This window comes from Frisingicoccus sp. (genome assembly GCF_048388605.1).
In the GTDB taxonomy this organism is placed as follows: domain Bacteria; phylum Bacillota; class Clostridia; order Lachnospirales; family Lachnospiraceae; genus Frisingicoccus.
Map to the genome: position 1 here is coordinate 29,806 of NZ_DBGCTU010000011.1, position 26,991 is coordinate 56,796.

General features: G+C 43.7%; 20 protein-coding genes and 3 CRISPR repeat arrays. All 20 genes read right to left on the reverse strand.

Features of this window, described 5'->3' with window-relative positions; genetic code table 11:
* Positions 1-28: 28 nt before the first annotated feature.
* The 20 genes from cas6 to ACMN7X_RS02590 all read right to left on the reverse strand — a co-directional run bounded on the left by cas6 (position 29) and on the right by ACMN7X_RS02590 (position 26,990).
* Positions 29-772: a CRISPR-associated endoribonuclease Cas6 gene (gene cas6 / locus ACMN7X_RS02495; protein ID WP_418745925.1), complete on the reverse strand. Its 744-nt coding sequence runs from the start codon at positions 770-772 to the stop codon at positions 29-31.
* The gene (locus ACMN7X_RS02500) at positions 769-2,271 is read right to left on the reverse strand and encodes a hypothetical protein (RefSeq protein WP_418745926.1); all 1,503 of its coding nucleotides are present in this window, start codon (positions 2,269-2,271) and stop codon (positions 769-771) included. Before ACMN7X_RS02500 ends, cas6 begins: the two co-directional genes overlap by 4 nt.
* Positions 2,268-3,755: a hypothetical protein gene (locus tag ACMN7X_RS02505; RefSeq protein WP_418745927.1), complete on the reverse strand. Its 1,488-nt coding sequence runs from the start codon at positions 3,753-3,755 to the stop codon at positions 2,268-2,270. Before ACMN7X_RS02505 ends, ACMN7X_RS02500 begins: the two co-directional genes overlap by 4 nt.
* Before the next feature lie 22 nt (positions 3,756-3,777).
* Complete coding sequence (locus ACMN7X_RS02510; protein WP_418745928.1) at positions 3,778-6,075, reverse strand: hypothetical protein; 2,298 nt, start codon at positions 6,073-6,075, stop codon at positions 3,778-3,780.
* Positions 6,068-6,931, reverse strand: coding sequence for a hypothetical protein (locus tag ACMN7X_RS02515; RefSeq protein WP_418745929.1), 864 nt, complete (start codon positions 6,929-6,931; stop codon positions 6,068-6,070). The genes ACMN7X_RS02510 and ACMN7X_RS02515 overlap by 8 nt, the downstream gene beginning before the upstream one ends.
* Before the next feature lie 64 nt (positions 6,932-6,995).
* A complete protein-coding gene (locus tag ACMN7X_RS02520; RefSeq protein ID WP_418745930.1) occupies positions 6,996-8,093 on the reverse strand; it encodes a reverse transcriptase domain-containing protein in 1,098 nt (365 codons plus the stop codon).
* A gap of 17 nt (positions 8,094-8,110) precedes the next feature.
* A complete protein-coding gene (gene cas2 / locus ACMN7X_RS02525; RefSeq protein ID WP_418745931.1) occupies positions 8,111-8,371 on the reverse strand; it encodes a CRISPR-associated endonuclease Cas2 in 261 nt (86 codons plus the stop codon).
* 152 nt (positions 8,372-8,523) lie between these two features.
* Positions 8,524-9,100: direct repeats of the CRISPR family, unit length 30 nt; unit sequence GTTTCAATTCCTTATAGGTAATTCTTCTAC.
* Positions 9,101-9,436: 336 nt separating this feature from the next.
* Entirely contained in the window at positions 9,437-10,030 is a 594-nt protein-coding gene (locus tag ACMN7X_RS02530) for a hypothetical protein (RefSeq protein WP_418745932.1), read from the reverse strand.
* A complete protein-coding gene (locus tag ACMN7X_RS02535; RefSeq protein ID WP_418745933.1) occupies positions 10,023-11,309 on the reverse strand; it encodes an AAA family ATPase in 1,287 nt (428 codons plus the stop codon). Before ACMN7X_RS02535 ends, ACMN7X_RS02530 begins: the two co-directional genes overlap by 8 nt.
* 431 nt (positions 11,310-11,740) lie before the next feature.
* Complete coding sequence (locus ACMN7X_RS02540) at positions 11,741-12,130, reverse strand: DUF2185 domain-containing protein (protein WP_418745934.1); 390 nt, start codon at positions 12,128-12,130, stop codon at positions 11,741-11,743.
* A 29-nt stretch (positions 12,131-12,159) separates the two neighbouring features.
* Complete coding sequence (locus ACMN7X_RS02545) at positions 12,160-12,549, reverse strand: hypothetical protein (protein ID WP_418745935.1); 390 nt, start codon at positions 12,547-12,549, stop codon at positions 12,160-12,162.
* Positions 12,550-12,776: 227 nt separating this feature from the next.
* Positions 12,777-13,100, reverse strand: a complete 324-nt coding sequence (locus ACMN7X_RS02550; protein ID WP_418745936.1) for a DUF4143 domain-containing protein — start codon at positions 13,098-13,100, stop codon at positions 12,777-12,779.
* Positions 13,101-13,476: 376 nt separating this feature from the next.
* Positions 13,477-13,915: direct repeats of the CRISPR family, unit length 30 nt; unit sequence GTTTCAATTCCTCATAGGTATTTCTTCTAC.
* Between the two features lie 260 nt (positions 13,916-14,175).
* Positions 14,176-15,540, reverse strand: a complete 1,365-nt coding sequence (locus ACMN7X_RS02555; protein WP_418745937.1) for an ATP-binding protein — start codon at positions 15,538-15,540, stop codon at positions 14,176-14,178.
* A gap of 401 nt (positions 15,541-15,941) precedes the next feature.
* Positions 15,942-16,481: a CRISPR direct-repeat array (repeat unit 30 nt; unit sequence GTTTCAATTCCTCATAGGTATTTCTTCTAC).
* A gap of 162 nt (positions 16,482-16,643) precedes the next feature.
* Positions 16,644-18,857, reverse strand: coding sequence for a TIGR03986 family CRISPR-associated RAMP protein (locus tag ACMN7X_RS02560; protein WP_418745938.1), 2,214 nt, complete (start codon positions 18,855-18,857; stop codon positions 16,644-16,646).
* Positions 18,854-19,402, reverse strand: a complete 549-nt coding sequence (gene csx19, locus ACMN7X_RS02565; RefSeq protein WP_418745939.1) for a CRISPR-associated protein Csx19 — start codon at positions 19,400-19,402, stop codon at positions 18,854-18,856. The genes ACMN7X_RS02560 and csx19 overlap by 4 nt, the downstream gene beginning before the upstream one ends.
* Position 19,403: 1 nt before the next feature.
* Positions 19,404-20,759, reverse strand: a complete 1,356-nt coding sequence (locus ACMN7X_RS02570; RefSeq protein ID WP_418745940.1) for an RAMP superfamily CRISPR-associated protein — start codon at positions 20,757-20,759, stop codon at positions 19,404-19,406.
* Positions 20,752-23,037, reverse strand: coding sequence for an RAMP superfamily CRISPR-associated protein (locus ACMN7X_RS02575; RefSeq protein WP_418745941.1), 2,286 nt, complete (start codon positions 23,035-23,037; stop codon positions 20,752-20,754). Before ACMN7X_RS02575 ends, ACMN7X_RS02570 begins: the two co-directional genes overlap by 8 nt.
* The gene (locus ACMN7X_RS02580; RefSeq protein WP_418745942.1) at positions 23,037-24,209 is read right to left on the reverse strand and encodes a Cas10/Cmr2 second palm domain-containing protein; all 1,173 of its coding nucleotides are present in this window, start codon (positions 24,207-24,209) and stop codon (positions 23,037-23,039) included. Before ACMN7X_RS02580 ends, ACMN7X_RS02575 begins: the two co-directional genes overlap by 1 nt.
* Positions 24,152-24,619: a hypothetical protein gene (locus tag ACMN7X_RS02585; protein WP_418745943.1), complete on the reverse strand. Its 468-nt coding sequence runs from the start codon at positions 24,617-24,619 to the stop codon at positions 24,152-24,154. Before ACMN7X_RS02585 ends, ACMN7X_RS02580 begins: the two co-directional genes overlap by 58 nt.
* A 43-nt stretch (positions 24,620-24,662) precedes the next feature.
* The gene (locus ACMN7X_RS02590) at positions 24,663-26,990 is read right to left on the reverse strand and encodes a protein kinase domain-containing protein (RefSeq protein WP_418745944.1); all 2,328 of its coding nucleotides are present in this window, start codon (positions 26,988-26,990) and stop codon (positions 24,663-24,665) included.
* Position 26,991: the final 1 nt, after the last annotated feature.

Sequence of the window (26,991 nt, forward strand, 5' to 3'; positions counted from 1 at the left end):
CCAACCCGAAAATCTCACGCCCGAAAGGCTACAGCATTTCCTTCTGAATAAGGCATCCAAATCCGATACTGTTTCTCGCCCCGATTCCGGACAGAAGCGCCAATTCGAGCATCTCGGCAGAACCATACAGTTTAAATCTGCCCTTCCAGGCCCGAATCTGAAAACCGCTGTAATAGGTTTTTATCTCCCGGAGGCGGCCGGAAGCATCAGGCAGAATTTTGAAATCCGTGTTTTCCGGCTCCACGCCGTAATAGGCCTTATATTTTCTCAAAAGATTATCCCTGACCATGCCGGAAAAATCCTTTTCTGTCGGACTGTAAAAATAAGTCTTTTTTCTTCCGTCCCCGGTTATCAGGGTAGAATGAATCGTTACCGGGGATAAGGTTTCCACAACACAGTTCCGATATTCTTCCTTAATAAGCCGGCAATCGACCAGTGAAAGCTCATTGCTTCCCAGCCAAAGCGGCTGCCGTCTGCCCACCGCTTCAGCAACAACCTGATGACCCTCGTCCGAATAGAAGGTCAGGCAGATCTGCACCGGCCCGGTGAAAATTCTTTTTCTTTTTTCCCTGTGATAAAAACTCTCACCCATCATTTCCGAAAACGTGTACAGCTTAAAAGAACGTTTATCCCTCTGATACCCCCGGTCATGGAGAAAGGATGTATAACCCCGGTTTCCAAGCCAGGACAACAGGGCCGCCTGCAATATCTTGTGATATCCGGCCGGAACCATCACCGGCTCCTCGCTGTAGAATGTTAAAAGATATTTCATTTTTTTATACCCTCCGTGAGCGCCTCCACTAACCGGCTGTATTCCCTGACCTCTTCCTGCCCGAAAATAACAGCCTGGTGATACTGCTTTGATACAAAGGAATCCAGATCCTTACGAAATGCCTCAAATTCTTTCTCATAAGTTTGCCGTGTATCCCGATTCGTAAAGCGGCTGATCAATACAACCCGGCTCCGGCTGCCTCCGATTTTTTCGCTCTGATACAGCGCCTCAAAAAAGTTCATTTTAACACTTCCGCCCTGCTCCCCTCCGGTAATAGAGAGTACGGTCAACTGATACCCTGTAGAAAAAAGGATATCAAACCGCCGCCCGCCGTTAGCATCCTGAATCCATGGGCGATACATGATATCCGCTCCAAATCCCGGTTCCGCCGGAGAAATTGTTTCATAATCTTTCCAAAGATCAGAAAACGCCTCTCTGACCGCGCAGCAAACATAATAATAAAACCAATCCTCCATGAAGAGTTCCCAACAATCCAGCCCTTTCTCCCGGGCCTGATTGAGCAGATCCGCCATATCGCCGCCTTCTCCTGTCCCGGATTTAAAACAATTCTCCTCCTTATCAAAATACAGCCATGGATTCTTTTTGCCATACTGCTCGAGAAGGGCCGTATACTGTTCAAAACGCCGGGACTTATCCGGGAAAATAAAAGCACAGCGTTCCCCGATATTGCTATCGGCAGCCTTACAGTCTCCACTCTTACAGGTCAGCGATCTAAAATATAAGGCATGCTCTGAATTGCACATATCCGCCAAAAAGGCTTTTAAACGCAAATATTCCCCGCTAAAGGTGTCCGAATCCGAACCCGAAAACATTCTGGCCCCAATGCTCTTTATCCGGCGGCAAAAATCTCCATCCTCAAGCAATTCTTTTGTCTGTTCATCCGCCGATTTCTCCCCGCAGATCTCCATGCCATGCAGACAAACAATATCTTTTACTGTCAACGACACATTGGATACCGGAAACTCCAGATACTTTTTCCTGTGCTGCCCATTAAAAAGAAAGCAATTCAGTCTGTCTCCGGACAGATAACACTCCGCCCCCGGCTTATGGTTTTTCCCGCACCACTCCCGCAGAGCGATCGCCGCATAAGTTGTCATTACCTTTGTGCCGCCCGTGTGATTCAGAATAACACCCTCGGGATTCTCCCTATTCAGGATCTCTTTGATCTTCTCTTCCACCACATACTGGGAAACTTCCCCGCCGGTTCCGCCGCCTGCGGTCTGCAGACATACCGCCCCAATCTCACATCGCCGAAAATGATTCTCCGCCGCCAGACTTTCCAATGCCGAACAGATCCGGTCTTTATAGATCACTGTTTCCTGCGTGTGGATCAGCAAATGCCGGGTCGGCACAAAAAGATTTTCTTTTTCCTCCTCCGTCCATCCGGCTTTATCCATCAAATGGGCCGCCTGCACATAGCAGGGCATGGGGTTAGAACCCACCAATATAATATTCAGCCACTCCTTTTCTTTTTTCATCCTGCTTCCTCCCCGCAGCCACCGGCAGCTTCTGCCCCCAGCAGTTTTTTCACCTGTTCTTTCAGTTTATCATAATCCGACACTTCTTCTTTGCCCCATATCTCAATATGATGATACTGTTCACCGCTGAAAGAACTCAGATCTTTCTTTAACTCATCCCGGTTTTCAGCCCAGTTGACCGCAATGATCTGACTATGGGTTCCCCCCAGGATCTCTCCCCGGAAAACCGCCTCAAAAAACTTGTGCTCAGCCATCAGGGAATCATTATCAATGGTGAGAGAAAGCACCTTTAATTCATAGCCCACCGCCATCACGATATCCAGTTCAAAGCCCTTATCGCCGCTTTCCTTCTTCACCTCCAACGACCACGCCAAATCCGTTTCCGGCAGATTCCCGGCACATGTCTGCATTTCCTCAACCGCATCCCGAACCGCCATATAAATATACTGTTCAAACCAGTCCTTCCGATACATGGTTAAATATTCAGGAAATTTATCTTTCATTTTTTTCTTTTTTGACAATGGATCCATCTTATGAAATAAATTTATCCAGCACTCTCCGTCCGGCGCAGCCGCAACAAATCCCTGTTTATCATCATAATGGAACCAGCCGTTCTCTTCTTCCTCATCAAAAAGTCTCAGAATATTTTTCGGAGAGCAGGGAAGTTCATAAACGAAATCCGTTTCTGCCGCAGAGATTTCATCGGCAACATTCTTAAAGTGATTAATATAGATCAACCGGGCAAAAAGCTTCAAATATTTTTTCATAAAATCTTCATCCGTGAATATCCGCTTTGCCGCCGCCTTCAGCGCAGCCTCAAAAGCCTCTCTTGCCTCTCCACCCGCGGGCGCCTGCCCCAGAGGGCGGACAAATAACGCCCCGTTTTTATTCACACACTTTTCATAACCATAAAGGCGGCCGATTTCCTCCACTGATAAATGAACAAAATAATTCAGATTTTTCTCCTCCGGATAGGAAGCATACCCCTGAAGTCCCCATCCGTCTTCGCCATCTCCGAGACGGACACAGTTTAACTTTTTTGAGGCGTCATCCAGATAACATTCTACCAACGGCGTTGACTTTTCCCGGCACCATTCACGCACCGCCATGGTCGCATAGGTCGTCATCGCCTTCGTGCCGCCCGTATTGTTGAGTATGACTTTATATATCGGACCTTCCGAAGATTTTTCATTTAATCCGGCTTCTATTTTCCGCTGAATATCTTCCTGCCGTCCCTCGCTGTCAAGCCGCAGCCCCGGTACATCGTCTTCCTTTAATCCCCATTGATCCATAAGCATTTTCCGGGCGGTCTCCATATACTCCGCCGTGTCCTCTGTATGGGCAAAAATATAAACGTCCGGCACGGGAAGCTGCGCCGCTTCCTGTCTGCTTTCATCCATCAGATACGCTGCCTGCACATAACAGGGCATGGGATTCGAGCCCACCAGCACAATGTTCACAACCAATCCTTTATCCTCTGCCATTTTCCTGCTCACTCCATAAATTTTATATATACATATATGTAATTTTTTCTTTTAAAGCTTCGCAGTCATAGGCTTTTTCGCCAATGACTGCCTGCACCCCGTCGGCCTCTCCCACCTGATATCGGTTAAAAAGCTTGATCACTTTGACTGTTTCCTCATCCTGCTCTGCCGGTTCAAAGCATAACGCCTTAAAGAAATCCTCATGTTCCTTCAATGCCTTTGTCTTCCCGCAGATCCAATAGAGATACTTAAATATCAGCGCCCATGGATGCTGGAAAAAGTCCTCCGGATTTGTTTTAAAGGCTTCCCGGATTTTTTTAATAAGCATACGGACCGCCTCCCTGTACGCCGTCCCTTTATATAATTCAAATATCCACGCCCCCTTCATCCAGATAAAAAGGTCATAACGAGCCAAACCGCAAATATCCCTCTTAATCAATTCGGACATCTGCGCTTCCGGATGATCCGACTGAAAATAAACCGGGCTTTCCTGCAGATACAATGCCTTTGCCCCGGATGAAATACAGGCATGAAGCAGATAACCCAGCGTCCGCATTTTATTAGCCTCCGTGTTAAATTCGCCGATGGCCTTTCTGAAACACTGCTCCGCGTCCTCATACCGCTCCGAAAAAGCGTAGGCCTGTCCGAGAGAGCTGTACATTTTCCCAAGCCATTCCAAACCGCTCCGGCTCTCAGCGCCATCCGCTTTTCCCGCGCCTTCTCCCTCCGAAAAGTACTCCGCGATAATCTCATTCATCGACGCCATCTGCGCCCTATAAGCCTCTTTCACATTTTCCGCATCCTGGAGCAATATTTCATAAATATCCACCAGCGGCTCGTACTCAAACTGGTTAAAATAAATCTGGGCCGCCCGGTTCAGAGAGGATTCAAACTCCTCAATGTTCACCGCGTTTTTCAGTTCCACCAGCCGCCGGAAATACTTTCTCGATTTTTTTATGCTGCCCTGATGATTATAATACCGCAGACGGAAATCATTGATCAGATAGGCCTGACGGTTTGTCAGCTTATAATTTCCCTGGGTCACCAGCTGCATCAAATGATTGATGATATACATGCCCTTCCCGTACAAAGCCTCGTTTCGCATATAGACCTCGGCATCCGCGATATAATAATCCATATTTCGGATGAAATCCTTCCGTTTGCCATCCAGATCCCGCCGCTCCGAATCACTCTTATTATCCAGTTTGCCCGTATAATCACCGGCAATCCGGCGGTCAAAACGCTGTACCCAGGTGTCCATATAGTAAGCGCTGAAGGGACTGGCGCTGTATTCAATGTCATACCGATATGCAAAGCATTCCGCCAGACGGCCTTCCTCATAGGCCTCCACCATCTTTTTAAACAGACTGTCCACCTCATCATAAACCCAAAAATCAATGGATACCGGCATATCCCGGCTGACCTTTTGCAGAACCTCCCCGTCCAGGACAAAGGTGTCATAGCCGACCTTCTGATAGAGATAACGCTGAATATAATAACAGATAATATCCGCCAGATAATAAAACGGCGAGATGCTTTTTGAATTATTTGCCGTATAGTTCAGACTTTTACATTCCAGCTCAATATCATTTACAGCCCGGTTATTAATGGCATTTCCCTCAAAATATTTCACGGCCAGCGCCGATTTAAAGGTGTTAATATTTGTTGCCGTCAAATGCATTTTATTATTGCCGTCGACCCATATGTCGTTCAGATTTTTTATGGCCTGACGCTGGTCGTCACTCAGATCCGCAGCAATCACCGTTGGTGTTCTGGAGGCTATTTTAAATATATTTTTATCCACATTCTCATTAAAAGAGTAAAACGTAAAATTATACACAAGAAGTGTGATCAGCCGTTCATATAAAACCCCCGGATTATGAAAATCGACTATATCAATATTGTTTGTCCTTTCATTCGCCTCATAACTCCCGATATTCTGTTTTGGGTCAATAAAGGCAAATAAACGGTATTCATTTTTATGCTGAATCAGATAGTTCTTTACCTGTTTTAAAATTTCATTTTTTACTTTTGCAAGAAGCTCTCTCTGGTTCAAAATCACTTCTTTGTCATTGCGGTCATAAAGCTTTAAAGCCGACATATGAAAACTGTAAGGATAGACCATCCGCGTCCCCTTCGGAAATTCCCCGGAAAATTTTTTGCTGATATTATCGCAGACTTCCTGAAACATTTTTTCCAGATTGGCCTCCTCCTGTCCGATTCTCTCGCCGATAAATGTACAGCCGCCAAGAAACTTTGCTTTTTCCTCCCTGCCCTCAAATTTTCCTGTTTCATCAATACAGATAATTCTCTTACTCATTTTCAAGTATCTCCTTTAATCTTTCCCTGATTTTATCAAATGCGCTTTCATCCATAAAAACGCCGCGGGGACTGCCTGCGATGCCCGGATGCCCTCCGGCCAGCCCGCCCCACAGCTCCTGCACGATATCCCGGGCCGAATGTCGGCGGCCCCCATCCTCAAAAGCCAGCGTGATACTGCCTTTTACCGCATTGTATGTCAAAGTGGCCTCGGCCACTTTATGATATTTGGGCGAATAATACCCGGCGGCGCAAAAGGTATTGTCCTCTGTCCGAAATACCCTCTGCTTTCCATCCTCATAAATCAGCTTCTGCTCAACCCGCTCCACAGATTCCCCATACCACCGGATTCCCTGCCGGATAAGGACTTCATCCCCGTTAAATATCCGCTTAAGGATATCTCCCGCCTTTTTGACCGTATCGGTCACCTCTGAAATCGTCTCAAAATTTCGCGGAAACTCCGTCTGCTCATAAGCATACCAGGCATTTAATTGCTTCCGCACAGTTTCCGGAAATTTATACATATGGTGGATCCCATGGCAGTCAATATATTCTGCCGCCCGCCAGAAAGCCTCATCCTCCGGCTTCTCCCCCATCAGCGCCAGACAGCCCCCGAGAGTGTCCAGATCCAGATGGCTGCATACAATCTGCGCCTCCTTATCCTCCAGCTTCCGGGCCTCGTCATTATTGCAGGGCGCCGGACAATGGGCGTAGGCCGCCGTATGATGGGCCAGAGTGATCCTCCGCCCCTCAATAACCCGGTCCCCATACTCTGCTTCCACCGTAGCCTCCGGGCATATTCCCCGGGCCGCCAGCTCCTCCTCCGTCAAATAAGACGGAACAACATATACCTTCACCGTTCGTCCCCTTTCTGACTAATAATATTTATATGGCGTATACTTCTGACCGTAATAAATACTTTTAAATATTTACAGCCAGCTTCTTTTTTGCCGCCAGCTCGAAAAAGCCCGATGAAAAACTGATATTTGAGTAGACATTCAGGGCACCGCAGGTTTCCACCGGAATATAGTATTTTTTATCTTTATTCTCAAACAAAAGGGTATAGTCCCGCTTGCTCAATATGCCGTCGTTAATGATATGATAATCCCGGTTGATCTTCTGAATCGCCGTTGCATGCCACCGGCTGTAGCACACGTCCTGCTCCCGCATCTTTTTCCGCACGCAGATTTCTTTCTGCCTTTTATAAAATTCATATCCAAGGAAGTTCCTATTTATCGCCGGATAAACGCCGCATTTGGAACGCTTCAAACTTAACCCGAGGTTTGCTTTCAGATATCCCTCGATATCCTTCCACGCCTCAAAGGCGCTTTCTTTATCCTTAAAGTAGACATTGACATCATCCGAAAATCTGCAAAAATGATAATGTTCCTCCATATATCTGTCGAAGCTGTCCATATAAATGTTGCTGAACAGGGGGCTCAGCGGATTCCCCTGGACGATTCCCCGAACCCTGTTTCTTATATTATAATCACACTGAATTGTACAATACAAATACTTTTTAATCAGCGCTGTCAAATATTCATCGGAAATACTTCCGCATATTTTTTCAAAAAGCTGTTCCAGATTAATCGCGTCAAAAAAGTCCTCAATATCCAGTTCCAATACCCATCTGTAACCTTCTCTGATATACTCAGCCGCCTGATTCACCGCAGCCACAACGCCCTTGCCCTTCTGATAGGCAAAGCTGTTTGCAGAAAACTTTCCCTCCCACAACGGCTCAATCACACTTTTGATTGCCCTTAATATGACCCTGTCCGTACATGTATAACATGAAATCAGCCGTTTCCCGCCATTCTTCTTCAGGATTTCCGTTTCCCTCACGCTGTCCGGATGATAACGACCTTCCCTGATGGCCGCCACAATCCTTTTTCCGTTTAATTGCCAATAATCCTCAAAGCCGCTCGCATAAACGCCGTCAACCCCGCATGTATTTTTCCCCTCCAGCAATTCTTCAATCGCCCGGCGGATATTCGCCTCGTCCAATACCATCTCCATCATCTTCCGCACCTCCCGCTTCAAATCAGGTTGTCTGATATACAGCTTTTTCCAATCTCCTCTTTACTCGTATACTTTAAAGACTGAATCTTATAAATACAGACGGCGTCCTCCGTTTTTTCAAGCTTCGTTTCCAGCTCCCACTTCAACTTCTTCAACTGAGCCTCCGTGATCATCCCCTCAAAAACCGACTTCTGTTTATGAGATAAATACTTCCTACAAGTCTTCATAATCCTGGATACCCTTTTCGAACCAACATCATAAACCACAATAACAAACATGGACACCCACTCCCCCATATCACACGATGATTCTTTACAAGTCCAGTTTAACATACGGGCAGGTTCTTTCAATGACACTGGCTTTTTACGCCCCGGCATCACATTCTATTCCTCCAAATAAAAAAACACCGCATACTCGTGATATGCGATGATTCTTTATTCCTTATAGGTAATTCTTCTACCGGAAGTGGTCCACAAAAATCTCACCAGTGAGGAGTTTCAATTCCTTATAGGTAATTCTTCTACTGAGTCACTGAGTGACAAGCTCGAAAAGACAGCAATAAGTTTCAATTCCTTATAGGTAATTCTTCTACTACTGAAACTGAGACCGAAGATGAAAACTCTGCCACAGAATGTTTCAATTCCTTATAGGTAATTCTTCTACGAGAGAGGAAAGAAAGTATGAAAATTCAAAGCATCATGTTTCAATTCCTTATAGGTAATTCTTCTACAAAAGCAGTCGATGCTGACGAAAGCAAGGCTGTGAGTTTCAATTCCTTATAGGTAATTCTTCTACAGCGACTGAAGCTGAAGTAAAAGAAGTAGTTGTCGAGGAGGTTTCAATTCCTTATAGGTAATTCTTCTACTTTGCCAGCACAGTAACTGAAGCTGAGTCAGAAGAAACGTTTCAATTCCTTATAGGTAATTCTTCTACAAGGAGAAAGTAACATGTGTAAAAAAATGAAAATGAATTGGAAAGTTTCAATTCCTTATAGGTAATTCTTCTACAACTGATTTTATCACATTCTTTTTGCCCTTTCCACCCCAAATCTGATTTTTTTGACCCTTTTTTGTAAAAAAAGTGGGTCAACCTCTTTTTAAGTTTCCTTTAAAATCAAGGGTTTCCAGCCTTTAAGATTTTTTGCTGTCGGTTGACCCACTTTTTATTTCCTATGTCATACAAATATTCAATGCGGAGACCGCACATGAAAAACGGTATTTTTCATTATGGATTTGATTCCTGTTCTAACTGATGCGGATAACCAGAGCCGATATTGGAGCAACTTAAAACGGAAGATAAAAAAGAAGGCACACTTGAAGTAACATACATTTTACCATTCTTATTCAGTTTTTATTTACACCAAGGGCCTGATACAATGGATTCAATTGGTCCTTTACTGAATCAGCAATCTTTTCTATATTCAGACGCCCTATCATACCATTACTTTGTATCCCCTTATAATAAACTTTATTTGCTTGCTTGTACAAACGTTGAAGCTTATCATATCCATTTTTTCCAGACACACTTGTGTTTTTACCCAACCTTAAAAATTTTAAAATTCCTTCTATATCATATAAAAACCAATCTTCAATCGACCTTTTTGCCTGGATATGAATAATCTTTGAAGCTCCATTATCTATAAGTTCTTTCTTGACATCATTCCACTTTATTGGCGGCCTGGAGGCAAAATCAAACACATCTGTATCGCTGCATAAAACAATCGTAAACTCACAGTCAGCATTATACTTCGGTTTGATTTCCTTTACAAATTTTCTAAGAGCAATACTTTTAAAACCACCAACTCCTCTTACATTTCTGTATTCAATGTTTGTATCAAATCTACCTGCAGGATGCAATTTCCTGACATTCGCCACTACCTGTTTATAAAACTCTACCTCTGTATCACCCTCCACAAAAAGTACAAGACATCTACTCATCGACATCACACTCCAAATAGTCGCTTATATTACTCTCTGGATCAGACAACATTGAAAACAAGTAGTCACCCATACTCATATTAAATCCAGCCGCGTCATTCTCCAATTGTTTCTGCCCTGATTTCTTAAAGGCAAAGAATTCTGCAACACCAGGCTTTCTATTCACCCCCACATGGATCCATGAAGGATCTAAATAACTAATAATGTAGGGCGAATGGCTTGTAATAATTATCTTACAATCATCCAAAAGCTGACTTATAATTTGTATATACGCCTGAAACAGTCCCGGATGAACCGAGTTCTCCGGCTCTTCAATCGCTATCAATGAAATATTGCTGACACTGGACACAATTATCTTAGTCAATATCATAAATACTCTCTTAGCTCCATCTGACATCATCGAAAAATTAACTGGGTTCGCCAGATTTTTATCCTTAACAAATAACACATAGATGGAATTGGTAAATATAAATGGTGCTTCTTCAGGAAATTGCCCACTTCCCGATGCATTAATTTTAAAATTCTTCACAATAATATCTTCAATATCCGGGAACAGCTGAAAATACACATCTTTCAATAGATCAAACTTATCTGGATTTTGTTTTCTCAAATTGAAGATAATACGTGGAAGATTATCCGCGTTAATCATCTCATTTTCAAGTCCCTTACGAATAATAGGGTCTGGCTGATAAAAACTCTTTACGTCCAAATTGTTTTCTGTATAAATTCTCATGCCATTCAGCTTCTTAATAATTTCTGCATAATAAAGCTCATCATACGCTCTAAGCTTATTTACAACAAGCTCCGAAGTCTCCACCTTAATCTTTGATGAGCATCTGCCAGTCTCGGAACTCTTATACAATACAACCTCTCTTGTTCTATTAATAAGCTGTGTATATTTCTGCCCCTTCTCATCCAACTTACATTTCAAATACTCATGAACAATCTCCGGTTCATCATCTTCATCGCACTGCCATGAGAATTCATATCCATACTGCGCACGATACTCCTGTCCTGCAATCTCTGTCAAAACTTCTACTTCAAACCTGTAGTTTCTTCCTTGCATTCTTTGGTTAAGCGGAATCAGATTAGAATTAGCCATCATCTCCATCTTATCATTGTTAGATGCCTTTATAAAAGACACTCCAAAATCAATGCCCGAAAGCACATTAGACTTACCGAAATTGTTAAGTGCTACCAACGCTGTAATATTGTCAAAAGTTATCTTTACATTCGATAGATTTTTAAATCCATCAATCAATACGGCCTGTATCTTCATAGTGACACATCCCTTCTTCTTTATCATATTCACACTATATCACTAGTTTTTAATAAACGCAATAATATTTTTCTTATTATTATTACATTTTATTCATTATTGACATATTTTATAATTTCAAGTTATTTTTAATTTCGTTTTATCTTATTTAAGATTTCAAAAAACAGGCTCCGCATATGGGGCACCCTCCGTAAGGAAGGTGCCCCATGGTTTTGTATCACAAATAAAATATTGTTATGTCTGAAACGGTGTAGCCATATCGGTTATTCCGTTTTTTGCCTGTTTTCGGGTGTAGAGTTATCTTTTTTGTTATGCACCTTTTTCAAAGTGCATAACCCACTATGACACTTTCAGTTTTGCGGTTGCAAAGTGTCAGTGGGTTTTGCGGTTCGATTTCTAATGGTATTTGTCTTCGCTCGATAAATTGTAATTTATCTGTTTTGTTTGTCTACATATATAGGTTTAGATCCATCATCTATTTCAAATTTATTGTTATCAGTTCTTATATAAGTACTTCCTATTTCAGACTTTAAATAAGGAATAATATCTTTATCATAATTGCAAATTGTATTTATAGCAAATATATGATGATTGTTTGAATTATTCATATATTCTTCATCCTCATTACCAGCCATAAATCTCCAACCGCTATCTGGATTGCCATCAGTAGGTTTTTCTCTATACATATATCCAACTTTAAAACCTTCTTTAGTTATCCTATCAGATACCACACAACCTTCTCCATTAGGTTCATTCCAATCAATCAATTTTTCATCTTTTATTTTAATAAATTCGTCTTTTTTCTTATTAAATAATCCCATAATCTCACTCCTAAATAGTAATTTAAAAATTATCCAATAATAGAAAAATATTGTAAATCATTAAATTCATCATCTAAAAATTCAAATGTAAAAATATGTGTATCATCAAATAACTGTTCACAATAAGTTACTGTACCATTCATATAATCTATAATAGGTTTACCTAATTTTTGTAAAACTTCATCTTTAGAAACTTCACCATACATTTCTACAATATCAGGCATCATAAATTCTATGATTGATGATAATTGATTTTTGTATGCTATTATATATTTAGTTATTTCACTTTCGTAATCATCGTTAGGTTGCTCATCAAAACTAAATATTATATTATCCTTTTCAATCCTATAAGTTTCACTATTTTCATCAAATAAAATTTTAGTTTTATTTTCTTTCTTTAATTTATCAAATAGTCCCATAATATTCCTCCTCTACAAATTACTATTTATCGCTCATACATGAAACAATTATACTACGGCTTAGTGAAAAATCAATTGCATAGTAAGGGAAAAGAAGCGACATAACATTTCCTGCCGCTTCCAAAGCGCGATTATGCGAAAATGATGTCTGTATCGGCAAGCTGCTATACCAGCCGAAGAGAGAAGCTACTTCTTTATGTAGCCCTTCCCTTGAACATCTCTGCTTATTATATCCCCATCTTACCGTCTGCAAGATCTTTTGCCACAAACGGGATAAAATAAAACGGTATAGTGAACAGTTTTTGCTCAGGATTATAGCCATAGTTATTCTTAGAAACTTTAATGGCATATTCAAACTTATTATAATTTGAGAATTTTTCAAGGGAGTTAAGTGTGCCTCTGCCTTTTTTGACATCGAGTGGATACAGTTTGTTGTTCGACTCAATAATAAATTCAAGCTCGGCGGATGACTTACCACGCCAATAAAATAATTTATACTCTTTTGCAATCAATCCGTTAGTCACAAAGTTTTCAAAAAATATTCCCGACAAAGTATTATCTCTTTCATTCGACACAAACGAAGCTGCATTAATACTATAATTTGCACCAATTATCAAGTAAATCCATATATTATTTGCACTTTTGTGTTTTCCTTAAGTTTCAAAACCGGCAGACGTACATCCAATGACCTTTGCCGTAAATGAAGTAATGCTCGGCTTGTTCCCTTTGAAAATCATCCGTTTAAGAAAAGGAATGGAATCAAGCAAGAAAAACTGCTTGAAAGAAAAAACAGTGTAACCCCATTTTATGAGATTACACCATATTTTCTAAAATACTTCCTTATTAACCCTCGGCTAAGTCCATAGACATTTTCTTCAAATTTCATAAAGAACCCTTCTGGCAATAGAAAATTTGAATTTCATATTCGTTTCAATTCCTCATAGGTATTTCTTCTACACTTCGGCCAAAGTTGAAAGCTTAAAGGAATTATACCCAGTTGGAAGGTTTCAATTCCTCATAGGTATTTCTTCTACTTATAAAAGGCTATGATGAACAGGAACAAGTAGGTTTCAATTCCTCATAGGTATTTCTTCTACCCTGATGACGTGGTAGAAATCGAAGCTGCTGAAGAGTTTCAATTCCTCATAGGTATTTCTTCTACTTACTGAAAAGGTTACTGAGCCTGAAGAAGCCACTGAACTTGAGTTTCAATTCCTCATAGGTATTTCTTCTACTCTGGTGATCTTGTATCTGGCCGGATGGGGTGTTTGTTTCAATTCCTCATAGGTATTTCTTCTACAAGGAGAAATAGCATGAAAATTAATTTTAAAAAGGTGTTTCAATTCCTCATAGGTATTTCTTCTACAACTGATTTTATCACATTCTTTTTGCCCTTTCTACCCCAAAATTCCCATTTTTGCCCTTTTTTCGTAAAAAAAGTGGGTCAACCTCTTTTTAAGTTTCCTTTAAAATCAAGGGTTTCCGGCCTTTTGGATTTTTAGCTGTCGGTTGACCCACTTTTTATTTCCCTTGTCATACCAATAGTGAATGTTGACACGCGTGAGGTTTTCGGTTTTAAGGTACATAGCTTTTCTACCTTTGATAAAATCAAAAAATATAAGAAAGCTATTTTATCGGCATCTTACCGTCTGCAAGATCTTTTGCCACAAACGGGATAAAGTAAAACGGTATGGTGAGTAGTTTTTGCTCAGGATTATAGCCATAGTTATTCTTAGAAACTTTAATGGCATATTCAAACTTATTATGATTTGAGAACTTTTTAAGGGAGTTAAGTGTACCTCTGCCTTTTTTGACATCGAGTGGATACAGTTTGTTGTTCGACTCAATAACAAATTCAAGCTCAACCGATGACTTACCACGCCAATAAAACAATTTATGCTCTTTTGCAATCAATTCGTTAGCCACAAAGTTTTCAAAGAATATTCCCGACAAGGTATTATCTCTTTCGCTCGACACAAACGAAGCCGCATTGATACCGCTTTGATAAGAGAACATACCAATATCTCCGAGGAACAAACGGAAACTACTTTCGCTATCTGGCATAAGCGGCATTGTAATACGTTCTTTTAGTTGGAAGGATTGATTAACAACGTGCGCCATTGTGAGCCACTGAATAGAGGTTGCATAATCTCTTGTTTTACTCTTTTCCTCAATAAGTCCGGGAGAGAAATTTTTAGATTCCTTATTCAGTTCTCTATAAATGTTTTGGAACAGAGCTCGAGAACGCAATACTGCCTCTTGACTTGCCTGATAAAGTTCCATATCCGAAAGATAGTTATCATACAAAACTTTAAGGATTTCTCTTGCCTCAAGAAGATTATTCTCGTCAATATAAGCGTCTACTGCTTCGGGCATACCGCCTACAAGTAAATGCTTATATACTTGCTCCATCGCCAATTCATGAATTTGCTTATCCAACGGCTGCTTGTTTTCATAAGCTCTTTTGATGGCATCAAAAAGCATTTTATTGCTATTCATTAAAAATTCATCAAAGGTCATCGGGTAAATCGTTATCTGATTGATTTTACCTACAGGAAAAAGGAATTTATCGTTTTCCCTTGAGCCTCTTTTATGTGTCTCTCTTTGAAGTTTAATGCGAACCATTGAGCCAGTTGCAATCACAGGAATTTCTCTAAAATCCTGACAAAAATATTTGAGAGAAGAAATAATATTTGGACATTCCTGCACTTCGTCAAAAATCAACAAAGTCTTTTTATCTATTTGCTTTCCTTTGCGCAGCGAAATATATTCGATAATTTTTTCTGCATTGGCTGTTTTAGAACAGAACTCACGAATCTCATCTTCTTTTTTACAATCAACATAGATATAGCTGTTTTTATAATACTTTTTAGCGAAAAGTTCTTCTACAAGATAGGTTTTACCAACCTGCCTTGCACCCCAAATAATCAACGGCTTTTTGCGTTTATTGTTATTCCAATCTACCAGCTTTTTTAATGCAATTCGTTCCATAGGGTAAACCTCCAAGCATATGATGCAGTATTATACTATAATTTGCACCAATTATCAAGCAAATACATGTATTATTTGCACCTTTATATGGTTTTTTAAACAAGTTATTTGCACCTTTGTGTTTTTCTTAAGTTTCAAAACCGGCAGACGTACATCCAATGATCTTTGCCATAAATGAAGTAATGCGCGGCTTGTTCCCTTTGAAAATCATCCGTTTAAGAAAAGGAATGGAATCAAGCAAGAAGAACTGCTTGAAAGAAAAAACAGTGTAACCCCATTTTATGAGATTACACCATATTTTCTAAAATACTTCCTTATTAGCCCTCGGCTAAGTCCATAGACATTTTCTTCAAATTTCATAAAGAACCCTTCTGGCAATAGAAAATTTGAATTTCATATTCGTTTCAGTTCCTCATAGGTATTTCTTCTACTAATTTTATTTATTTAGAGGAGGAATAAAAATGAGAAAAGTTTCAATTCCTCATGGGTATTTCTTCTACGTGAGACTGAGAATCTGAGAACAAATGAAACTGAGGGCAACACGTTTCAATTCCTCATAGGTATTTCTTCTACGGAGATTAAGTTGTACTCCAAAACATAGTAGTTAGGAGGAACCACAAAAAAGTTTCAATTCCTCATAGGTATTTCTTCTACCTGCAGCACGATTATCAGGTAAGCACGAATGATGGTATTGAGTTTCAATTCCTCATAGGTATTTCTTCTACGGCCACAACAAGGAAGTCGTAGCGGCAGAACGGGTTTCAATTCCTCATAGGTATTTCTTCTACAAAAGGAGAAAGGCATGTTAAAAAAGATTAACTTTAAGAGAGTCGCATTAGGTTTCAATTCCTCATAGGTATTTCTTCTACGAACAGCCTATTGAGATTCCAGTGGTCGAAGAGGTTGTTGAAGTTTCAATTCCTCATAGGTATTTCTTCTACAACTGATTTTATCACATTCTTTTTGCCCTTTCTACCCCAAAATTCCCATTTTTGCCCTTTTCTCGTAAAAAAAGTGGGTCAACCTCTTTTTGAGATTCCTTTAAAATCAAGGGTTCCCGGCCTTTTGGATTTTTAGCTGTCGGTTGACCCACTTTTTTAAATTCAGGATTTGGAAACGAAGTCAAGCGTGTAGTTCTTTCTCTGTTCGTCTTCTTTATAGATATTCACCGAAATTTTATCACCTTTGGACAATGTAATTCCCTTATTATCCAGATATTTTCTGTTGATAAAACCGGCTTTGTATTTTAGCTTCGAATTCTCATCCAGGTTGATGGTATAACCGGCCCCGTTAATACTTTTCACTGTCCCGGTGAATATTTCTCTCTGGTTTCCTTTGCGCTTGTCTTTTCCGCCTTTACCCTTTGAGTTTTTGCCTACGCCATCTCTCTGTTTCTCATCTTTCACATTCCGGAAATCACCGGCAGAAGTATAGTATACTTTCTCCTTGTTGACCTTCAATACCGGCATCTGGCTGGTATTGGCAAAAGGCTTCAACAACTGCTGTATAACAATCTTTTTCCGTGCCAAAACGCTGCCGTTTTCATATTTCAAGGTTTTAGCATTTTCCCTTTTCAGCTGATATTTGTTGTTGACAAAGAATTTAAATCCTTCGTCCATGATTTTCTCAGACTGGCCGTCAGCGATCGGATAAGTGATTGGCGTATCGCCCGCCGCATTAAATTCAAGCATGCGGAGCAGCGGTTTTTTATCGCCTTTAAAATCTCCCTTTTCATAGGTCGCATCTTCCTGCCATGGATTATGAAAAACATTGGCGTATTCCTGCATCATCGGCTGAATTCGGAGTGTTTCTGAGCCGGAGATCCATCTTCGGATACGCACGTCCTCAACCGACATTTCTATCGAGCCGAGGCCCAACGGCTTTCCAAGTCCCAGATGATATCCGTATCGGGCTGTTCCGTCCTCAGCCTGTTCGCCGCTGATGTTGCAGAGGTAGATCAAACGCTGCAATTCTGTTTTCGTGATATCCTCAAAATAGACCCGGCAGGAAAATGTTTTGTTCCGCTTTAAAAGGCGAACCTTCGAATTCCGTTTCGTCTTCTCCACGCCTTCCGGCAAACGTTCTTCTCCATGATGCCAGTAGAACTTACGCCCCATCAGCTCCGGCTTGCTGTTTTGATACAAAACGCCGTTCTGACTGTAATAATCCGGCGTCCAGAAATCAGCATTTTCCGGCCGTTTGAAATAAAACTCCATATTGCCCGGCTTCGGGCTGGCTAATTCTTCAAGCACTGTCGGCCGGGCATTATAAAGCGCCTCATACCGCCCGTTTTTGACTTCGCCCGCAGTATCCACAAAGGCGCCGTCGGTGATCCGCACTTTGCTGGCCAACGCCTCAGAAGAACCCACCATGCCGAAAAGCCGGCAGGCCGGACACAATTCCGACAGCGACTGACACGGCGCATAAGTGTCTTTGACAATGCTCATCGGCTGAGCCTCATACACTTCCCTGGATATCTGAGCCGGTGTAATATAGTAAACCGTCTTTTTACCGCCGCCGTCCTTTTTTTTCAGGTCTAACCTCGAATAGTACACAGGAAAATACTCCAGCGCCCCCTGGGCGGATTTTTTGAATTTTTTATAGCACTCCGTATACGCTTTATAACCGCCGTGCCCCGTAGCTATCTTTTTATTAACGCTGCTGTCCGCATAAAGCTCCAGCACCTTCTCAAAGCGTTTCAGATCCGCTTCCGAAATGCTGATTTTCGCCGCTGCCTCCGGGTCATCCGGCGGAAAGAAAACATGGCAGCGTTTTCTCCAGAAGGCTTCGCCTTTGACAAGAATTCCTTCCTTTCCCTGAATACGATAGATGGAACATTCGGCCCTGTCCCTGACACTGTCCGGTTCAATCTTCCCCACCGTTGTCACTTCCGTATACAGCTCCATCGTTCCGCCGTTTTTATGAAGCAGCCCCGGCGTCCCCGGGTCTGAAATACGGCGGCTGACCACCGCATCTTTATTCAGCACCGACATACAGGAATTGGTCGCCATCTCATAGATAGAACGCAGCATACCCCGGATCGCGCTGCCCGGAATGACCGGCGGGTGATTTTTATAGGCAATATTTTCTCCACTGCCGTCCGGATTCGCATATTCCTCATAATAAGTAAAGAAATTCAACACTTTATTTCTGTCAATATCATCGACATTCGGATTCGGAATGATCATTGCCGTTCGGTTCTTTATCCGGGCCTGAATGTAACCGCTGTATTTCGCCTCATCCGGCGCCCCAGTCTCTATAGTCTTTTTACTGTCTAATGGCAAAAAGTGATAAGGATTGATAAATCCGTTGATCATTTTCTAATCCCCCCATCCACTGAAACAATTCGCTCCGCCGCCGGTTCCGGAATACCGTCCCCATTGACTTTAAAATAGTACCGCATCGTATATACATAACTGTCCCCGGAGGCAATGTTTTCCGGCAGGTGATAGGTAATGCCGCTGTCTTCGCTGACGGTGTAAAACCCGTTTTCAACCGCGCCCGTCCGACTTCCCCACATATAATGCTTTTCCTCTGAGTAAAGAACTTCCTCAAAATCCTCTTCCGGAGTATCCGCCTCAGCCAGTGTCCGCATACACAATTCCCCGGCCAGCTTAAAAAGATATATTTCCTTATCCGGGAAAATCAAATACATTTCCTGAAGTTCATCCACATCCGGCTTTTCATTCTTATAAAATTTCCAGTTTCCATGACCGTCATAATAACCGAAGTCCACACAGTCATCCGTCACATAATAAATGATTCCGGCCTGCTTTTCACCGACAGCCTTTTCTATTCCGCCAAATCCGCCGTCTGTGGCGATACTTCCGGATATTTCTCTTTTAATGTACGTTGTCTTCATATCACTTTTCCCCCAGACTCTCAATTATATGCCTCGCTAAAGCATCGCACCAGCTCTGACTTTCCGCTTCGATGGCTTTCAGACATTCTTCCGCCTTCCCGGCATCCGGAGAAAAGATCCCCCGGCCGATCGACGTCTCGCCGCCCACGGCAAGCATACCGTCGAGCAAGTCCGCCAGGGCCAGATAAACCAGCGCTTTCTCGGCATCCGTCGGCTGATCGACGGTAATCGACAGGTTAAAATGGCCGTCCACCGTCACCCGGTTTTTCATCAGCGCTCCCCGGGAGCTTCCCCCGGTAAAACGGTCGATGGCGACACGGACAATATCGATAAAATGGCTTTCCTCCCCATCGGATGATTCGTCAAAAATAATCCGGGATTTCTGGCCCGTTGCTCCCCGCTTTTCAATACCGAAGAGATAATTGATCTCATCGTTAATTTCCTTTTTCTGCTTCTCCGTCAATTTCTGGAAATAGCAGGCGGCAATCTCCTCATAGATTTTCTGGATCCGCCCCCGGAAAACTCCGGCCCAGCTTGTTCCCGGAACCACCGCCCGCTGATGATGGTTATCCACCTGCCGCGCGTCCGCATCCCAGGTCGCCATATCATAGGAGCGGATGAGCAGACTGCGGTTCAAAACAAGAGGGATCGTGAGGGTCCAGCTTCGCCCTTCAAGCTCCGACTTCAACTGCTCCAACCCATGGATGTCATTTTCCGCATCCCATGGACAGTTGACAAAGGTCTCAAATTCCTCCGGGTGCTCTGCAAAATCGAAGGAATGATACCAGGCGTCTTCCATTCGGGCCAGTCCATAGCCCCGGCTTGTCTTTCCGCCCAGCCGGATACTTCCGCTTCGACCCAGTTCCCATATCTCCCGGAGAATTTTCCGGGCAAACTCCCGATAATCCTTCTGTTTTTCCCGCAGCACGATCTCCGCTTTAAACCGAAAACAATTACCCGGATAAAGAACCTGGAAATCATATTTGCCCATCTTACGGGCAGTTTTTGTTTCCCGTTCAATGCGGACGCCGTCCCGCTTCCCGATCTGTCCGTCATCCCATGCGCCGATATGGGGCGCGTCATAAAAGCAGATCGGACTGGCAGTGAAATCCCCTTTCCCTTCATTGAGGCCCCACAGCCGGTTCAGCATCGGCAATTCATCGTCCTTCAAGTGTCTGCTGAAATAGTGGTAGAACATTCCGGCCACACTGCTGCCCGGAATTAACGGCCGCCCCGATTTGTCCAGCATCAGATCCTTATGGGAGTACTCCGCCTCCCCGTTGCCCAGCGTCAGCGGCGATTCCAATACCAGGTCCGCCTGAAAAAGCAACGCCATATTCATTTTATTCTCATTCATTTGAACGCCCTCCTTTTGACCCGGCCAATGAAATTTTTCTCCGGTTCCGCTCATCCGTCAAAATCTTCTGAATCACCTCAGAAAAAAGTTCATATAAATGATTCTCAACATAAATACTGTATATTTCCGGGCGGACCTTAGAATCCTTCTTCAAGATCTCACCGATCTCATCCCGGATAGCCCCCAACTGTTCCTTCATTTTTACATAGGCCTTTTTCAGCGCATCGCTCGAATTTCGTTCCACCACCTTGGCCTCCTGCCGCTCAAATTCTTCAAAATTCTCAGAAGAATCGAGCATCTGCATCCATGTTGCCAGATAACTGTTGGTACATACTTTTTCATCTTTAATATATTTCCGCATTTCAGTCAGCCGATAGTAATGGCTGTTGTTTAAATCATTTTTCAACTCCTGGAAAATGCAGCCGCTCAGATAACGCCCGAACTCATTGTCTGAGATATTTTTCCAAAAATGCTTATCTTTAAAGAATTCCGGGATACCCGGCTTTTCTTCCGCCGTATATGATTTTATGCAATAGTGATTCGGAATGCCCGACTCAAAACCGTTCATCCACTCTTCCCGCATCAGAAGCACCCGGCCGTAACCCTCGGCTGTCCGCTCGCCAAAGCGGGCATTTTGGAGCATCTTTGCCTGAGCATCATCCAACACCATATCCTTAATGCAGACGACTGTCCCCGCATCAAAGGCCGTCTCCTGGGCCCGCGGCATCCGCCAGTGAGCATTAAACCCTGTCGTCACTGCCCGTTGGCTCCAACATTCGATATCCCTATCTGCTTCCGGCTCGATATTCAAATAATTAAGAATCTCCTTTCCGATCTCCTTCGGGTCGGCCTTACAGCTTCCGTCCGCGTTTTTCAATATCATCGGCGATTTCAGCAGGATGACCAGCGAATATTCTTCGCCAAAATCATCCGCCCATTCGTCCTCATCTTCTGGGGTTTCATAGGCCGAATCTACGGTTTCATAGGTCAGCGCCGCCTGTCCGTACTGGGCGTTCCGGCTCTTTCCGATATGTACGACCGAATGGTTTGGCACGCAGGCCATCAATTCCTCCAAATCTTCCTCCGCCCCGGAGATTGTGCTGTAAAACTCAATTCCGGCGGTGAGAGCCTCATACTGGAAAAGCTGGCCGTAAACCAACATGCTGTCGCCCTCATCTTTTTTGAGAACGTGGCCGATCGTTTTATCCCCCGGCCGCCGATGATGGTAAATGATTTTTTCAGGGAGAGAATAGCCGTAGACATTATCCCCGCAAAAGGCCACATAAGGCTGGGCATATTTTTTCATATCCGCATCGGTCATTACCTCCCGGGACATATCCCAGACTTCCAGTTCGGTGTCTCCGGCTTTTCTGCGGTCATAATAAAAGCTTTTCGGTGTCGGTATAAAATCAATTTTCCCGCCGGTCGCCTTATCCGTTATCCGCGGATAAGCCATATCAAATGATATCTTCCCCTTTAAAAACCAGTCCCGGAATTTCTCTTCTTTATCGCTGCCGGTGTAATTTTTCTGAAACATAGCGGCAAAAATCCCAAGAAGGCTCCGGCCGGGTATATAATCTGTATCCAGAATACAGTCCTGCAGCAAAGTTAAATGAATACCGATTTCCCCGTCTTTAATTTTCGCTGCCTGCGCCCCCTTCTCCGAAGGATTTTCAGCAGGACGGTCCGCCTTTTCAAGGGTGCACTGCACATTTCCCAGTCCGCGGGTCCGATCGCTTCCGATATGGCGGATCAGCCCGACAGCTTCAGCGAGGAGTTTTTCTTCCGCATCATTCAGAGCCTCGAAGGTTTGAAGGTTCAGGCTGAAGACCATCCCCCGTTTTCCGACACGGATCGTCCGCATGGAACCATCCACGGCAACGCCGCTGTCATCAATGCGTGTCTGGGTCCGCACATAGGTAAAATAATCCTTTACCCTGTCCTTCGCCGCATATTTTTTTGTATCCCGGCTGGCAGACATTTCATCCAGCTTCTGATAAAACATCTTATTCTCCAGTCGGGCATTGCCGAAGATCAGTTTCCCCGGAACATCATTTCCCATGATGCCGAGAAGCGACTCCTTCATCGCCCGGCTTCCCCTGCCGAAATCGATCAGATCATCCATAGCTTCCCCAACCAATCCCTTAAAGCCTCTGGCCGAAATATACGGGATGCCGTAATCATCGGTTAATATATCCGTATCTACCACGCCGGCCACACTCTCGCCCGACGCCAGGCAGAAATCGCTCAATGCTTCAATTCTGACTTTATATTCCATTATTCATCGCCCCACTCTACATATAAATCCATATATTCTAAAGAATCAAACAAAATGCTCCGGGATAAGTTCCTATCATCCCGCTCGCCGGCATACTCATAATAACTGCCGATATAGGAAGGATTAAACTTATATTTTTCCAGCGCCTTCTGAATCCGTTCCATAAACCTTCTGCCCTCGGCCCGGCTCGTCAGCCCCTGGATCGCTTTCTGCAGATCCAGCTTATCCATGACATAGGCATTTCGTATAGCCTTTAATTTGGCCCGCACATTTTCTTCTCTGGAAATCATTCGGGATATCTCATAGAACGCCCGGATGTCATGCCGATGAATCTCGTTCTCCGCCTCCGCTTCCCCGGAAGTCCGGACAATGTACGGCCGCATCAGCAGATTAATATCGTCATTCACATACTGGCTGCTCCGTGTTTCTGAAAGCGGCGCCACATGGTTGGAATGTACAATATGGAAATCCAGCCCGTTATATACCGGATGGGCGCTGATAAAATGCTTCGCGCTCTCGCAGGCCTGTAGGGCTGTCTGATAGGCAAAGTAAAATGGGTATTTCGGCTTGATCAGGGCGATCCCCGCACAGGCCGAGATATCGGTCCGGCCTCTTTCCGCCGCTTTCTGCGCCAGTTGTCTTAAAAATACTTCCGCCGCTTTAACGCCGACATAACCGTTGCACACAAAGGTGACGTCATCACCGCCGAGATAAATCTTCCGAAACGGCGCAGCCCTGTGGGCATTTCTGAATTTTTTCAATTCCGGACTCTTTGACCGGTGAATGATTTCCCCGATCTGCCCGATCATCGCCTCATAGCTGTCATTGAAAATCGCTTCAATGTCCTTTGAAAATGAGCGGATCCGTTCCAGCCCTTCCATATAATTCCGGCTGCCCTCTGAAAGCAGCTTTTGGATTTTATCGCCCATCCGATTGCCGTCGATATGGACCACGGCAATATAATTCTTATTGCCGTCCCCGGTCAGATCGGACAGTTCCTTATAGTCCTCCGACTCTTTTCGGGCTTCCGCCGTCTTTTTATTCAATTCTTCGGATATATAACGCCCCTGAGTATATACCTGGGCCGGTTTCCCCGTCCGCTCACAGGTTTTTGTTATCGAAAATACTTTATGATAATCCATCTGAGGATTTTCATTTTTCTTTTTCTGCATACCGCAAAAAGTTGCCTGTAATCCTGTTTCAGCCGGGATGCTCCGCAGTCGGTCTCCACGGCGTACACCTGAAACAAAAGCCCCGGCATATTTTCGATCAGACAGGCGCTCAAAGCGGTATTCACCTTTGTGTAATCCTCCCGCTTCTTATAAAGCACCAGGGCGTTTCCTCCGGCAATATAAACGATTTTTGCCTGAATCCCCTCATCTGCAAAAAATGAATCCGAAACTGCCGAAGCCTCATCCTCATAGCCGCACACCTGATTCAAAGCCTGTTTCAGATAAACCTTCAGACTCTTTTCAACCAGGATCGAAGCGCCTTTGATCTCCGCCAGTTTGTTTGAATGATAAATATAGGACTGAATCCCCGATATATCATACAACGCCAAATAGTACCTGCTGTTTTCCATGTGTCTTTCTCCTCCTTCGAATCTGTAAATGTCGGGCTTGCTCTCAGGCAAACTCATATCTGAAAAGCGTATCCAGTATATTTAACTTCGCTTTGATCGAAGCCGCGCCGGTAATCTTATCTCCGGAAACATTCTTTTTAATGCCGTGGGCCGACATCCGCTTAAAAAGCTCTTCCCAACGCACATTCACCTCATCCCTTTCCGGCCTGGTGAGGCTGTTATAACCGCGCCATATAAAATATGAATGATACGCAAATATCGTTTCCAATGTAAAATTTTTCTCATCATCAGCCATTCTCCGGCATGCCAGCTGAAACGCCTGATCAGCCCAGCCTTTCATCCCTTCATCTCCGGTCTCCATAAAAATTGAACCAAGATGCCGGTAAATGAGCCCCCAAGGATGCTGTGTATAGCAATCCCCCCGCCGGATGATTTCTTTGAATAAGCGGAACACATCACCTTTCTCCGGGACGCCTCCGGGCTGTCCGAACCGGTGAAAGCCCTTTATGAAAATCAAAAAATCATATCCCGGTATTTTATCCATATCCGCACATAATTTTTTCAGCATATCTAACCAGTCATTCCCGCCGGAATATAACTCCCTGAACCTGTCTTCCTCCCCGAATTCGATCGCCCAATGGGCATAATAGCCCCGCGTCCGCTTTATATTTACCGCGTCATCCGACTTAAAAGATGCCAGGGCTTTTTCAAAGCTTTGCTCCGCCTTATCCCGTTCACCCATAAAGCTGTAATAACGGCCGCAGGCGCTCAATGATTTTGCATATACCGGAGATTTTGTCACCTCGGAACCGGCCTCATAACGGATATCATAATAACTTTCCATAATGGCCTTTAACGCTTTGCTCTGCTGCCTCTGGGCCCGCACATTCCGCATCGCCTCCTCCAGCGCTGTATGGAAATCCAGTATATTTTCATAATATCCCGGAATCTTTGTTGCCGTAAAAAGCACAATCTCCGGCGAGATGAAGCTTTTATTCTTTTTCCACAATGTCACACAAGGGCCCGCATCCACGGATTTTCCCAAATTGTTATAAATTGCAATGCCCGTTGCTGCCAGAAGCGCCTTTGTCTCTCCATCCGGTTTTATCTTAAAAAAGCTTTCAAACCGCCCGTACATGTCCCATAAAATCCGAAACATATACATATGAAGCCCATTATCCCGATTATCCGCCTTGGGCTGCAGAAGCTGCTCCGCCAGTTCCCGGACCGCCGATTTGTGCATCGCAAGAACCGCCGTCTCCGACTGCTCCGTCCGCCCGGTTCGCTCCGACTGTTCTGGCCACAGATATTTCATCCGCTCCCACGGAAGATATTCATTATGTATGGACTGCAAAGAATATTTGAATCCCATCATGATCACTTCATCCAGCTTCCCACGGTGAAATGACTGATAAGAAGAAAAGACATCTTCAAAACATTTGATGTATAATCGGGTATCCTCATTAAAACGAAGCCCCCGGTCAATGGATAAGCCTGTATATAGAAATTGATTTAATAAATTTAATGTCATCGCATCCAGTCCCAGACGCTCGCCCGCCCGGTCATCCAGCGTGATATCGCTGTAGAAGTACATCGTATCATCATTCATCACATAAGCCGGATCCGCCTTTTTCTTCAGCATAAACAGCAGGATCGCCGTGAGTGAGAAAATATCGGTTCCCCTGGACACTTCGTTTTCTCCCCCGGAAATATTCAAAAGTTCAGCGGCCCGATAACCCCTGGCCGCCTTTCTGTGGTCTTCCTCTTTAATCCGGCAGCTTTTGCCGCCCTCCGGCATTTCCAATGCCTCTGAAAAATCAATATAGCGCACACCCTCCACCGTCAACCGGCCTCCCGAAGAATCCCTGTCCACGTTACAGCAGAAAATATTGCCCGGATGCACATCCAAATGCAGTATGCCTCTCCCTTTTTCAGACAGATAATGAATCTTTTCCGTATTCCGGAGGATCCGCCCAAAGAGTTCAAAAATATCTCCGGTGCTCATCGACTCCAATTGTTCAGCAATGATGTCCTCCAGAAACATTCCGCCATCATAATATTTCATCAGGGAAAATACATCGCCCCCGAATTCAAACACCTCAATCACCGGCAGCGTCAGCTCCAGCAGCCTTCCGACCTCGGAAAACACGCTTTGATTCAATTTATTTGAAATGGCTCTGGCCCGCTCCGCCGCTTCGAGGGATAAACGCTGCTGCTTCACAAAATAGCGATAACTGTCATCCCGCTCTCCCTGCAGCAGACGGTTCACCACATACAGGCGACTGTCCGCTCCGCTCTGCAGCAGACGTTCCACCACATAAATCCCTGTGTTATTGCTGATCAATCTGTCATTTATCTGATAAGATCTCACT

Coding starts and splice junctions, on each gene's coding strand:
- cas6 (WP_418745925.1), bottom strand. CDS start 772: ATGAAATATCTTTTAACATTCTACAGCGAGGAGCCGGTGATGGTTCCG.
- ACMN7X_RS02500 (WP_418745926.1), bottom strand. CDS start 2,271: ATGAAAAAAGAAAAGGAGTGGCTGAATATTATATTGGTGGGTTCTAAC.
- ACMN7X_RS02505 (WP_418745927.1), bottom strand. CDS start 3,755: ATGGCAGAGGATAAAGGATTGGTTGTGAACATTGTGCTGGTGGGCTCG.
- ACMN7X_RS02510 (WP_418745928.1), bottom strand. CDS start 6,075: ATGAGTAAGAGAATTATCTGTATTGATGAAACAGGAAAATTTGAGGGC.
- ACMN7X_RS02520 (WP_418745930.1), bottom strand. CDS start 8,093: ATGATGGAGATGGTATTGGACGAGGCGAATATCCGCCGGGCGATTGAA.
- cas2 (WP_418745931.1), bottom strand. CDS start 8,371: ATGTTTGTTATTGTGGTTTATGATGTTGGTTCGAAAAGGGTATCCAGG.
- ACMN7X_RS02530 (WP_418745932.1), bottom strand. CDS start 10,030: ATGAGTAGATGTCTTGTACTTTTTGTGGAGGGTGATACAGAGGTAGAG.
- ACMN7X_RS02535 (WP_418745933.1), bottom strand. CDS start 11,309: ATGAAGATACAGGCCGTATTGATTGATGGATTTAAAAATCTATCGAAT.
- ACMN7X_RS02540 (WP_418745934.1), bottom strand. CDS start 12,130: ATGGGATTATTTAATAAGAAAAAAGACGAATTTATTAAAATAAAAGAT.
- ACMN7X_RS02545 (WP_418745935.1), bottom strand. CDS start 12,549: ATGGGACTATTTGATAAATTAAAGAAAGAAAATAAAACTAAAATTTTA.
- ACMN7X_RS02555 (WP_418745937.1), bottom strand. CDS start 15,540: ATGGAACGAATTGCATTAAAAAAGCTGGTAGATTGGAATAACAATAAA.
- ACMN7X_RS02560 (WP_418745938.1), bottom strand. CDS start 18,857: ATGATCAACGGATTTATCAATCCTTATCACTTTTTGCCATTAGACAGT.
- csx19 (WP_418745939.1), bottom strand. CDS start 19,402: ATGAAGACAACGTACATTAAAAGAGAAATATCCGGAAGTATCGCCACA.
- ACMN7X_RS02570 (WP_418745940.1), bottom strand. CDS start 20,759: ATGAATGAGAATAAAATGAATATGGCGTTGCTTTTTCAGGCGGACCTG.
- ACMN7X_RS02575 (WP_418745941.1), bottom strand. CDS start 23,037: ATGGAATATAAAGTCAGAATTGAAGCATTGAGCGATTTCTGCCTGGCG.
- ACMN7X_RS02580 (WP_418745942.1), bottom strand. CDS start 24,209: ATGCAGAAAAAGAAAAATGAAAATCCTCAGATGGATTATCATAAAGTA.
- ACMN7X_RS02585 (WP_418745943.1), bottom strand. CDS start 24,619: ATGGAAAACAGCAGGTACTATTTGGCGTTGTATGATATATCGGGGATT.